The organism is Gallibacterium genomosp. 1 (assembly GCF_001678575.1).
Classification (GTDB): Bacteria; Pseudomonadota; Gammaproteobacteria; order Enterobacterales; family Pasteurellaceae; genus Gallibacterium.
In genome coordinates this window covers 1-13,593 of the sequence record NZ_JTJP01000001.1, presented here as the reverse complement: position 1 = coordinate 13,593, position 13,593 = coordinate 1, and the positions used below count along the sequence as shown (strand labels likewise).

Below are 13,593 nucleotides of genomic sequence, written 5' to 3'. Positions count from 1 at the left end.
TTTTTTATTAAATTTATAAGCCCAATGCTTTTCTTACGCCTTCTCCATATTCAGGATCACATTTCGTACAGTTATCAATATGACGTTGCTTAATAAAATCAGGAGCATCGCCCATTGCTCGAGCGGTATTTTCAAATAACGCTTGCTTCTGTTCTGCTGTCATCAAACGGAACAAAGCACGGGGTTGGCTAAAATAATCATCATCATCTTCACGATAATCCCAGAAATCTGCATCACCGTTAATTTTAAGTGGCGGCTCTTTATATTGAGGCTGTTGTTGCCATTGACCGAAACTATTCGGCTCATAATGAGGCAAACTGCCGTAATTTCCGTCCACGCGACCTTGTCCATCACGATGATTACTATGTACCGGACAACGTGCTCTGTTCACCGGAATTTGATGATAATTTACACCTAAACGATAGCGTTGTGCATCTGCATAGTTAAATAGACGTGCCTGCAACATTCTATCAGGAGAAACACTAATTCCCGGAACTAGATTACTTGGTGCAAATGCAGATTGCTCAACATCTAAGAAAAAATTCTCCGGATTACGGTTTAACTCAAACTCACCAACTTCTATCAGAGGATAATCCTTATGTGGCCAAACTTTGGTTAAATCAAATGGGTGATAAGGTACTTTTTCTGCATCCTGTTCCGGCATAATTTGGACATACATCGTCCATTTTGGAAAATCACCACGCTCAATCGATTCATATAGATCACGCTGGTGGCTTTCACGATCTTTACCAATTAAAGCTTCCGCTTCTGCATCTGTTAAATTTTTAATCCCTTGTTGAGTTTTAAAATGGAATTTTACCCAAAAACGCTCATTCTCTGCGTTGATAAAACTATACGTATGTGATCCGAAACCATTCATATGCCGATAACTTGCTGGAATACCACGATCACTCATAACAATAGTGATTTGATGAAGCGCTTCCGGTAACAATGTCCAGAAATCCCAATTATAAGTAGCTGAACGTAAATTTGTTCGCGGATCACGTTTCACGGCTTTATTTAAATCTGGAAACTTACGCGGATCACGAATAAAAAAGACCGGCGTATTATTGCCGACTAAATCCCAGTTTCCTTCTTCAGTGTAAAATTTTAAGGCGAAACCACGAATATCACGTTCTGCATCCGCCGCTCCACGTTCGCCTGCCACTGTTGTAAAACGGGCAAACATTTCTGTTTTTTTACCAATCTCACTAAAAATTTTAGCGCGAGTATATTTTGTAATATCGTGTGTTACCGTGAAAGTACCGAATGCACCGGAGCCTTTAGCGTGCATACGGCGCTCTGGAATCACTTCTCTAACAAAATTAGCTAATTTTTCCTGTAACCAGACATCCTGTGCCAATAATGGACCTCGAGGACCTGCGGTTAAACTGTTTTGGTTATCCACCACCGGCGCACCGAAATCGGTTGTGAGATGGGTTACCGGGCATTTTCCCTTAAATTTTTCACTCATAATATGTTCTCCCTGATAGTGTAATGTCTTCATTTTCACGATAAAAATGAGACTGAAGCATTATATATTTACTATCAAAAAGGATACTTGTATTAAATCAATAGGTTAATAATAAACATTATTAATTAGTTTTAAAAATCAATAACATAAAAATCAATAGACTTAATCTTTTAAAATAATAGAAACTATAACACGCTTGATCTGGTGCGATATGGATTGAAACGTAGCTAACAGCTCCACTGACAATGAATAATTTTTCAAGCACAAAAAAATCTGCACTTCAAGAAAACTTGAAGTGCAGATAATATTGTCCGTGCGATTAGGCTATTTAAATACCGAAATAATCTAAAATGCCTTTGGCTGCCTCTCTGCCCTCCGCTATTGCGGTAACAACCAAATCAGAACCTCGAGTGACATCACCACCGGCAAAGACTTTCAGATTGGCGGTTTGTTGTTTAAATTCACCTTTTGCTTCAATACGACCTCGAGCATCGGTAGTCACACCGACATCCGCAAGAAACGGCATCTGATGCGGCGCAAAACCGAAAGCAACAATAACGGCATCGCAAGGGATAATATGCTCACTGCCTTCAACAATTTCCGCACGACGACGACCGTTTTGATCCGGTTCGCCCATTGTTGTTTCCACCACTTCAATGCCGGTAACACGACCGTTTTCAGTATGAACGGCAACAGGTTCCGCTTCAATCGCCACCGGTTGAGCATTAAATTGGAACTGCACCCCCTCTTCTTTCGCATTCACAAACTCTTTACGACTTCCCGGCATATTGGCTTGATCTCGACGATATACACAGGTCACTTCAGCCGCCTGTTGACGCACAGAAGTACGAACACAGTCCATTGCGGTGTCACCACCACCCAGCACTACCACACGTTTCCCTGCCATCGAAACATAATTATCCGGATTTTGCCCTAATAACTGCTGCGTATTGGCAATTAAAAAAGGCAAGGCGGAATAAACGCCTTCCGCATCTTCATTCGGAATATTGGCTTTCATTCCTTGATAAGTTCCTACGCCAAGGAAAACGGCATCATACTGCGCAACAATCTCGGATAACTGAATATCTTCACCAATATTGACGCCTAATTTAAACTCAATGCCCATCTCCGTGAAAATTTCACGACGGCGTTTCATCACCTCTTTTTCAAGTTTAAAGGCTGGAATACCGTAAGTAAGCAAACCGCCGATCTCTGCCTGACGCTCATAAACGGTAACATCAACACCGTTTCTAATCAGCTGTTCTGCACAACCCAATCCTGCCGGACCAGCGCCAATTACCGCCACACGTTTGCCGCTTTTTTCAACATTGTTGACTTTAGGTCGCCATCCCATTTCAAATGCAGTTTCAGTAATATATTTTTCAATATTACCAATCGTTACCGCACCAAATTCAGCATTTAAGGTGCAGGAACCCTCACACAAACGATCCTGAGGACAAACTCGACCACATACTTCAGGTAATGTATTAGTTTCGTGTGCTAATTCTGCAGCTTCAATAATGCGTCCTTCATAGGTTAACTTTAACCAATCCGGAATATTATTATGTAACGGACAACGATGTTGGCAATATGGATTACCACAGGCTAAACAGCGATCAGCTTGTGCTTTTGCCTGTGATTCATCAAAAATTTGATAAATTTCAATAAATTTTGTTTTACGTTGTTCTAACGATTTTTTCTGAGGGTCAATCCTAGGTAAATCAATAAACTGATAAATATTTCCTTGCTGGCTCATTGTTTTTTTCCTTTTACTTGTCTGAGAGCGACCGGGATTTCTCCCGGACGATGGAAAATTACTGTGTTACCACACCAAGCTCATTGACGGTGCGGCGTTGATGCCCTAATAACGCATTGAGATCATTTGCTTTTGGCTTCACTAATACAAACTTATCAGCGAAATCACTCCAATTATTCAAAATGCGTTCTGCTAACGGACTATGTGTTTCATCGTGATGATGCACTAATAATCCACGCAAATGCTCTTGATAGATAGGCAATTCGACAATCGATAATCCCTCCACTAAATCAGGATTAATACGACTACGGAATTTACCATCAACATCAAGCACATAGGCAAAACCACCCGTCATACCTGCACCGAAATTAATACCAGTTTTACCCAACACACAAACCACTCCGCCAGTCATATATTCACAGCCATTATCCCCAATGCCTTCAACCACCGCAGTTGCGCCAGAGTTACGCACTGCAAAACGTTCACCAACACGACCGGAGGCAAATAAACTTCCTCCTGTCGCACCATAAAGGCAAGTATTACCAGCAATTGTCGATAATTCAGCTTTGAAACTTACTCCTGTATGAGGACGAATAACAATTTTTCCTCCAGCCATACCTTTACCGACATAGTCATTGGCATCACCAGTCAAATATAAGCTCACACCGCCAGCTAACCATACTCCAAAACTTTGTCCAACTGTACCGTTTAAGCGAATATCCACTTTCTTGCGTGCATGACCATTATTACCATATTTATTCGCAATCATACCGGATAAGGTTGCACCGACAGAACGATCTGTATTATTAACATCAAAGGTCAAATCAAGATGCTGTTCATCGTTATAATCAAACGCATCACCAACTTCTTTCAAAATTGCTTTATTCAGTAATCCCTTATCCATAGGTGGATTACTTTGCGTACAATATCTTGCACTGCCTGCTGGCACTTGCGGTGCATACAACAATTTCTGTAAATCTAAACCGCGCTGTTTTGTGGTTTTCCCCTCAATAATCGTTAATAAATCAGTACGTCCAATCAAATCCGTTAATTTTTCAACACCTAATTTTGCCAGCCATTCACGCACATCCTGTGCAATAAATTTAAAGTAATTCATCGCTTTTTCCGGCAAGCCGTGATAATGCTCATTACGCAACTTTTCATCTTGAGTTGCAATACCGGTTGCACAGTTATTTAAATGACAAATTCTGAGATAACGACAACCTAATGCAATCATCGGACCAGTACCAAAACCAAAACTTTCCGCACCCAAAATAGCCGCTTTAATCACATCTAAACCAGTTTTCAATCCGCCATCAACTTGCAAACGAACTTTATGACGAAGATTATTTTCAACTAATGCCTGTTGAGCTTCTGCCAATCCCAGCTCCCAAGGAGAACCGGCATATTTCACACTGGATAACGGACTTGCTCCCGTACCACCATCATAACCGGCAATTGTAATTAAATCGGCATAAGCTTTAGCCACACCGGTTGCGATGGTGCCAACTCCCGGTAAAGAAACTAATTTCACAGAGATCAAGGCTTTAGGATTAATCTGTTTCAAATCAAAGATTAATTGCGCTAAATCTTCGATTGAATAAATATCGTGATGAGGCGGTGGAGAGATCAATGTTGATCCCGGCACAGCATAACGCAATTGAGCAATATAAGGCGTTACTTTGTCGCCCGGTAATTGACCGCCTTCACCCGGTTTTGCGCCTTGAGCAACTTTAATCTGAATCACATCCGCACTCATTAAGTATGCTGGTGTTACACCAAATCGACCGGATGCCACCTGTTTAATTCGGGAAACTTTTTCTGTGCCATAACGACGAGGATCTTCTCCGCCTTCACCTGAATTGGAATAGCCACCAAGACGATTCATTGCTATCGCCAAAGCTTCGTGAGCTTCAGGACTTAATGCGCCAATACTCATCGCTGCAGTATCAAAACGTTTATATAGATTTTCTGCCGGCTCAACTTTATCAACCGCAATCGCCTTGCTTTCATCAATATTTAATTGTAATAAATCACGGATAGTTGCCACTGGGCGATAATTAACGGTATCAGCATATTTCTGATAAATTCGATAATCACCACTGTTTACTGCCTGTTGTAAATAGTTCACTACCTCAGGATTATAAGCGTGATATTCACCGTCAGGTTTATACTTTAACAAACCGCCTGTCGGCAATGCTTGGCTTGCACGCCACGCATCACGTTGCAAACACTGCATATCCTGATCCAAATCAGCAAAAGAAGCACCCTCAATACGGCAAGTAATCCGTTTAAAACATAATTCAACAATCTCTTTATTAAAACCAACCGCTTCAAATAAATGTGCACAACGATAAGATGAAATAGTTGAAATCCCCATCTTGGAGATAATTTTATAAAGCCCTTTGTCAATTCCTTTGCGAAAGTTCAACAAAACAGTGCGTAGTGGTTTAGTAATCGCACCACCTGCCACCATTTCACTTAAACTTTCGTATGCAAGATACGGATAAACCGCTGTTGCTCCTAATCCTAATAAAACCGCAAAATGATGAGGATTTCGTGCAGAACCGGTTTCAACAATAATATTGGAATCACAACGAAGATTTTTTTCAACCAAGCGTTGTTGCACTGCGCCAACAGACAACGCTGCCGGAATTGGCACTCTAGATGGAGAAATTCCACGATCCGATAAAATCAGCAATACAGTACCGTTGCGAGCCGCCTGCTCGGCTCTGTCTGCCAACGCTTCTATCGCCTGTTTTAAACCAACCGATTTAGGCTCATAAGTTGCATCCAAAATTTCGTGTTTGTAATATTCCTGTGATAAAGCGAGCAATTGCTGCATATCAGAATAAAGTAATACCGGTGATTTAAAATTTACACGATGAGACATCCCTTCCGTTTCAAAGAAAACACTCATCTCCTGACCAATACTGGTATTAAGACTCATCACGTGTGCTTCACGAAGCGGATCTATAGGTGGATTGGTAACCTGTGCAAAATACTGACGGAAATAGTCATAAATTACTCGTGGATGAGTAGATAACACAGCAAATGGTGTGTCATCTCCCATTGAACCAACTGCTTCTTGACCATTTTCTCCCAGTACACGTAATAAACTTTCTAATTCTTCTTTGTTATAAGCGAATTGTTTTTGATAGGTGAGGAGCTGTTGTGGCGAAAATTCCGCCTTGCCAATCTTCTCATCAGGCATCTCTTCAAACGGTACTAAACGGTGAACATTACGCTCCAACCATTCACGATATGGATGGCGTTCTTTCAACTCTTTATCAATCTCTTGAGAATGAATTAATTTACCGTGTTCTGTATCTATTACCAACAGTTCTCCCGGTCCAATACGCCCTTTCTCAATCACTTCATCTGGCGCATAGTCCCAAATCCCCACCTCACTGGCGATCGTAATTAATTTATCCTGCGTTATTACATAACGTGCCGGACGCAAACCGTTACGATCAAGATTACAAGCAACGTGACGCCCATCGCTCAATACAATTCCTGCCGGTCCATCCCAAGGCTCCATATGCATAGAATTAAAGTCATAGAATGCTCTCAAATCATCATCCATATCCGGATTATGTTGCCACGCAGGTGGAATAAGCAAACGCATTGCACGGAATAAGTCCATACCTCCGTTCACAAACAATTCCAGCATATTGTCTAAAGAACTGGAGTCTGATCCGGTTTCATTCACAAAAGGTGTAATAGTCTGTAAATCAGGAATAAGTGGAGTGTGATATTTATAAGCACGTGCTCTTGCCCACGCACGGTTACCGGAAATGGTGTTGATTTCACCATTGTGTGCTAAATAACGGAATGGCTGCGCCAATTTCCATTTTGGTAAAGTATTGGTTGAAAAACGTTGATGGAATAAGCAAATCCCGCTTTCCATACGTAAATCAGCCAAATCAAGATAGAACTTCGGCAAATCTTTCGGAATACATAAGCCTTTATAAATGATAATTTGGCTTGAAAAACTACAGATATAAAAATCAGGATGATCAATGCGGTTTTCGATACGACGACGCGCCATAAATAAGCGACGTTCCATATCCTTAATTCCCCAACCGGCAGGCACATTAACAAAAACCTGCTTAATTGCCGGTAAACTTGCCGCCGCAATAGATCCCAATACGGCAGGATTAATGGCAACATCACGCCAAGCGGTAATTGTCAGCGTTTCTTTAGTTAATTCTTCTTTGATAATTGCTTGATATTGCTCGATCAACTGCGGATCTGTCGGGAAAAAGATCTGTCCAACACCAAAATTTTTATTTAATTTAAATCCCTGTTCTTCAGCAATAAAATGAAAAAAACGTTTTGGCATTTGCAAATGTAAGCCACAGCCATCACCAGTTTTACCATCAGACAATACCGCACCACGATGCTGCATTCTGGATAAACCTAAAATCGCTGTACGCACAACTTTATGACTTTGCTCACCTTCAAGATGAGCAATTAAGCCAAAGCCACAGTTCTCACGAACTTCATCTTTGTTATAAAGCATATGGATTCCTTAATGTTGTGTTTGTTTTATTATTGTAAGAGGATTTTGAACATACCAAAAAATATCAACAGTGGCAAAATTTTTTTGATAAATTTTATCATCTTTCTTCTTTTATTAATCTTTATCTTATTTTTAAGCATTTTATTTATGGTTTAGTTAATAAATTCCATTTTAATTAGATGATAACTATTCTCAAATACTTTGATGTTTGAATATTAAAATTTCCCTTCAGTATCTTCTTGAGACAATCTCTTTTACCGAAAATGGTGTTAATGCCAAGTATTCATAGATCTATCAATCTGAAATCAAATTATAAAAAAATAGCCAACAACTCAGAGGTATTGTTGGCTATTTGATTAACGCAATGAAATTTACTGATTATGAATGCAGAATTTCACTTAATTCCACTTTTCGATTTTCATATCTGGATCTAGTACAAGCGTCTGCGGTGGCAATCGCCGCTCTTGCTGCCTCTCCAGTAAGCAATTTTTCAAATTCTTTACTTGGTTTCATACCGTGCATAATGTCATTTAAGTATTTCATTTCTTTACGCATTACGGAATTAAGCCAAAGCGGTGTACGTTTGCCAGGATGCCCATATTGAATTGCACCGTCCATTTCTGTACTGGTATAAATTCTGGTACGATCATCATCTTCTTCTTGGCTTTCGTGAATCAAAAAATGGCTATCTTTGCCGTCCACACGTAAAGTGCCACCACAATGGAACATATCCAATTTAATCGCACCTTTTTCCCCTTGAATCAGCACATAATGTTCTCCCCAGCGGAAAGCTGATCCCCATTCCAATACAGCAAATCTACCATCATCAAACTCAAGATTGAGGAATAACATATCATCTTCATCACCAAATTGTTCTCCTTGATGAGCGACATTTCCTGCTGTCATCGTAACCGTTTTCGGCATTCCCCCCATTAAAAATTGAACACAATCCAATTCGTGAATATGGTGATATAAATGTCCGCCTGATTTTTCTCTCATTTTTTTCCAAGAAATAGAAGGCTGAACATCCTCCCAACCATTACGTGCAGTATGGCAATAAAGTACTTTCCCGATCACACCTTGGTTAATCAACTCTTTAGCGTGATGCACGCCATTAAAGAAATTCATAATATGCCCTGCCATAAAGACTACGCCGTTCTCCTCGCAGGCTCTGACCATTTCATCGCAGTCTTGATAACTTAGTGCAATCGGCTTTTCACAAAAAACGTGTTTTTTATATTTTGCTGCAAGTAATACGGGTTCTTTATGTAAGTAATTCGGTGTTGCCACAATCACACAATCCACATCCGCACGAGATACTGCATCCTCTAACGAATCGGCTGCTTCACAACCTAATTCTTTAGCGACTGCTTTACCATTTTCTGGATCATAAACAACCACCACTTTTGCATCATCATTTTCATTCATAATTCTGGCTAAATCTGCACCAAAATAGCCGACACCAATCACAGCATAATTTGTCATTTTATTTCTCCTAAAAGAATAGATATAAGTTTATTTCACTGAGCCTTCAGAAAGCCCACCTGCAATTTTGTTCTGGATAAAGGTGAAGAACAGCACGGACGGCAACACAACCAAGACAGAAGCCGCCATCATATCGCCCCAATCTAAAATCTCTGCACCATTTAATGAACGTAATGCTACCGCTACTGTCATTTTGCTCGTATCGTTTACTAAAATAAGAGCATATAAGAACTCATTCCACGCATTAATAAAGGTATAAATTGCCGTTGCTACAATGCCGGGCGCAACTAATGGCAATACAATTTTGAAAAACACGGTAAATTTATTTGCACCATCAATCCGCGCAGCTTCTTCAATTTCGATAGGAACGGTTCGGAAAAATCCAACCAACAACCAGACCGCATAAGGCACACTAAATGAGAGATAGACCACAATAAGACCTGTCATTGTATTGGTTAGTCCAACTTTCGCCATTGCGATGGAATAAGGAATTGCCAATAGAATTGGTGGAAAAATATAGGTAGTAACCAATAATTTCGACATTACTGCCCCCAATTTCGGGAAAAATCGAACAATGCCATAAGCCGCCATTGCTGAAATGATGATAGCAATTAATGTTGTAATTAAGGCAATAACCAAACTATTTTGAATATTAACGATAAAATGTAAGTCGTTAATCACGTGTTCAAAATAGTCCAAGGTAAACACCTTTGGCCAAAAACGGGTGGGTTCACTGGTTAATTCACCTTTACCTTTGATAGAAGAAATGATAATCCAGACTAAAGGAAATACTGCAACTACTGTAGCAATTAATAAAAACAGATGTGCAACAATATCACCTAAAATAGATTTTTTCGTTTTCATTTTATTCCCCCTCTTTTTCCCAACGGCTAATCACTTTGAAATAGATAAAGCAAATAAGTAATAGGAAGATAAATAGCAGCACCGTTACCGCAGAAGAACGACCAAGCATTTTGGTTCCCCAGCCCATATTGTAGGCATAGATTGGTAATGTCATTGTTGAGTTAGCTGGCCCACCACCCGTGATGAGATAGATAATGTCAAAGTTGTTAAACACCCAAACCGTGCGTAACACCACTAATAATCCAATCACCACTTTGATATGTGGAAGTGTAATGTGACGGAACACTTGCCACGCATTTGCACCATCAATTTTGGCAGCCTCATATTGTTCTTGTGGTACGGTTTGCAAGGCGGATAAAACGTTCACCATAATCAGTGGTGCGCCAAACCAAACGTTAATAAACACCAAGCTGACAAAAGCCCAAGTACTATCAGAAAGAAAGTGCGGTGCAATATCCATTAATCCGAGTTTCACAATCATATTCGGCAAATAGCCGTATACACCGTTTAAAATCCATTGCCAAGAAAAGGCAATAACAATAGTTGGAAATGCCCACGGAATAATTAATAATATTTTGTATAACCATTGCAAATGACGAATACGATGTAATGCCATTGCTAGCGCAAATCCTACTAATACTTGTCCAACCAAAGAAAATACTGTCCATAAGATTGAATTAAAAAATGCTAACCAAAAACTAGGATCGTTAATTACCGCTATATAATTATCAAATCCAACAAACTTCCAGTTCGGCATAATCAAATTCTTATTGGTAAAGCTGTAAAAAATGCTTGATAAGAATGGATAGACGAATAATACCGATACCACTATCATCGCAGGCAGGACAAAAATCCACCTTGTATAGTTTTTTTGATACATAAAACCCCCTTCTCAGTTACTGAGAATCTGTATCTACTTTGAGGATAATGGGCGGCAATGACCGCCCTAGAATTTATTGAGCAACCGTTTCAAATAAAGTATTTAGCTGATCTTCTGCTTTTTTAGCAGCTACCATCGGATCTGTGCCGTTCACTACAATATCTTGGAACATTGCTTCAATAATGTGCTGATTCGTTAATAAACCGCCTTGTACGGTTGGCCCATATTCATACCCTATTGCAGTGCCGGTTTGTACTGCATCTGAAATCACTTTTTCTGCATGAGAGAATTTTTTCACCATTGGGTTATCTCTATAAGCTGGCTCATTCGCAATATCTTTAAGAGCCGGTAACATTCCTACCGGAACTGAAGCAAGAAATTTAATATAACGATCCTTATCATAAAGCGTTTTAATAAAGGCTTTACTAATTTCAGGATGTTTTGAATGTTTCCAAACCACTAAAGGAATATTTGCTGTTTCCAAGCCATAATCAGGATCATTCACATCCATTTTTGGTACTGGGTAAGCATCAACAAAATCTAATAACTGTGGTGTATTCGCTTGAACACCGCCAATCTGGAAACCAGAGTTAAAATCAAACGCAGTTTTTCCTTGATAATACAAGGTCGCCTGTTGTAATACATTGTAGTTAATAGAATCTTTCGGTGAAGTTTCTTTATACATTTTCACCCAGTATTTAATACCATCTTGTGGAATTTCACTGGTGAGGTCCACTTTTAGATCTTTAGTAAGCAAACTACCGCCACGGCTTTTCACATATAAATTCAAAAAGCGAGTTGCGATAAAATCATTCGTCCCCATTGGCACAGATAGACCATATACCCCATCTTTAGTTAATGCCTTAGCTGCCTGATACAACTCATCCCACGTTTTCGGCACGGATAATCCATTTTTCTCCAATAAATCTTTCCTAATCCACATCACTTGTGCGTGAGAATATAGAGGAAGAGAGTAATTATTCTCTCCTACAGTCCCCTCATTGATTGCAGCCGTAGAAAATCTATCTCGACCTAAATCATCAATCAAATCATTAATTGGAGATAATGCTTCAACATTAATCATCTCAACAACTTGATTCGGTAATGCTGTACTCAAATCCGGCACATTTCCTGAAGCTAATCCTGTTGTCCATTTGGTATAAAAATCATTCCAAGAAAAGGTTTCAATTTTAATTTTGACCTTCGGATTCTTTTGCATAAAGTCATTCGCTGCCTGTTGGATAATTTCCAAACGTGGTCCCTGAGTAAAAGAGTGCCACATCGTAATATCACCAGCTAACTCCGATGGTTCTGTACTCACATTTGTATTCGTAGTTTGTGATTTTTCATCTTTACAGCCATTTAGCACTAATGTGGCGAACACCACAGATGCTGCAACAGTTAATAATTTTTTGAATTTCATAACTCACCTCATATATATTAAGAGCGATTACAACAAGGCTTGCTCTGTGGTTGGATCAAAGAAATGAGCTCGCTTCATATCAAACGCAAGCGTGATTTGCTGCTCCATTTCAATTTTTTGCCGAGAATGGACGATCGCTTTTATCGATTGATTACCCAAACTGGTATGAACAATATATTCTGCACCTAACAACTCTGCGACATATACCGGTGCTGATACTCTCGCATTCTGATAAGAACCAAGTAATAACGGCTCATTAGAAACATTCTCGGGACGAATACCTAAAACGACCTCTTTACCCTCTTGACCTAGTGCCACTAGTTGCTGCCAGATTTCATCGGGAATAGCTAACTGATGATGATCCGCCGTCACAAAAGAGTGATTCTCTAACCATCCTTTTAAAAAGTTCATTGTGGGCGCCCCAATAAATCCGGCAACAAACAAATTAGCCGGTTTATCATAAATTTCTTTCGGCGTACCGATTTGTTGTACAATCCCTGCACTCATCACAACAATGCGATCTGCCATTGTCATTGCTTCGGTTTGATCGTGAGTCACATAAATCGTGGTCGCATTCAGTTTTTTATGAATCCGGATAATTTCTGCACGCATATTACTGCGCAACTTGGCATCTAAATTTGAAAGTGGTTCGTCCATCAAAAAGACCTTCGGTGAACGCACTATAGTTCTGCCTAAAGCAACACGTTGTCGCTGCCCTCCAGATAAAGCTTTCGGTTTACGATCCAGCAACTCATCTAAACCTAAAATAGTTGCTGCTTCACGCACTTTGCGGTCAATTTCCGCTTTATCAACGTTTCGTAATTTCAAAGCAAACGCCATATTTTCGTAAACAGTCATATGAGGATAAAGTGCATAAGATTGAAACACCATTGCGATGTCGCGATCTTTCGGCTCAACATCATTCACACGACGATCATCAATGGAAAAATCTCCTTCGGAAATATCCTCCAAACCGGCGATCATTCTTAATGTTGTTGATTTACCACAACCTGAAGGCCCAACTAACGCAATGAATTCTTTATCTGCCACTTCAAGATTAAAATCTTTCACAGCTTCAAAACCATTACGATAACGTTTATAAATATGTGATAAAGAAAGTGTTGCCATAACGTTTCCTTCTTCGTATTCAACTTAATATTTAACTGACAAAAAGTTAAAAATAAGC

General features: G+C 39.7%; 8 protein-coding genes. All 8 read right to left on the bottom strand.

Annotation, left to right across the window (positions count from 1 at the left end; genetic code table 11):
• Positions 1-13 precede the first annotated feature (13 nt).
• The 8 genes from QV04_RS00040 to QV04_RS00005 all read right to left on the bottom strand — a co-directional run bounded on the left by QV04_RS00040 (position 14) and on the right by QV04_RS00005 (position 13,535).
• Positions 14-1,474 (bottom strand): catalase, encoded by a 1,461-nt coding sequence (locus QV04_RS00040; protein WP_065233087.1) that lies wholly within the window; start codon positions 1,472-1,474, stop codon positions 14-16.
• A 328-nt stretch (positions 1,475-1,802) separates the two neighbouring features.
• A complete protein-coding gene (locus tag QV04_RS00035) occupies positions 1,803-3,230 on the bottom strand; it encodes an FAD-dependent oxidoreductase (protein WP_065230912.1) in 1,428 nt (475 codons plus the stop codon).
• 58 nt (positions 3,231-3,288) lie between these two features.
• Positions 3,289-7,755 (bottom strand): glutamate synthase large subunit, encoded by a 4,467-nt coding sequence (gene gltB, locus QV04_RS00030; RefSeq protein WP_065230911.1) that lies wholly within the window; start codon positions 7,753-7,755, stop codon positions 3,289-3,291.
• Positions 7,756-8,133: 378 nt separating this feature from the next.
• Positions 8,134-9,240, bottom strand: a complete 1,107-nt coding sequence (locus tag QV04_RS00025) for a Gfo/Idh/MocA family protein (RefSeq protein WP_039133205.1) — start codon at positions 9,238-9,240, stop codon at positions 8,134-8,136.
• 30 nt (positions 9,241-9,270) lie between these two features.
• Positions 9,271-10,104, bottom strand: coding sequence for a carbohydrate ABC transporter permease (locus tag QV04_RS00020; RefSeq protein WP_013745353.1), 834 nt, complete (start codon positions 10,102-10,104; stop codon positions 9,271-9,273).
• 1 nt (position 10,105) lies between these two features.
• On the bottom strand, positions 10,106-10,984 hold the full coding sequence (locus tag QV04_RS00015; RefSeq protein WP_065230910.1) for a carbohydrate ABC transporter permease: 879 nt from the start codon (positions 10,982-10,984) through the stop codon (positions 10,106-10,108).
• Between the two features lie 73 nt (positions 10,985-11,057).
• Complete coding sequence (locus QV04_RS00010) at positions 11,058-12,407, bottom strand: ABC transporter substrate-binding protein (protein WP_065230909.1); 1,350 nt, start codon at positions 12,405-12,407, stop codon at positions 11,058-11,060.
• Positions 12,408-12,434: 27 nt separating this feature from the next.
• Complete coding sequence (locus QV04_RS00005; protein ID WP_039085896.1) at positions 12,435-13,535, bottom strand: ABC transporter ATP-binding protein; 1,101 nt, start codon at positions 13,533-13,535, stop codon at positions 12,435-12,437.
• Positions 13,536-13,593: the final 58 nt, after the last annotated feature.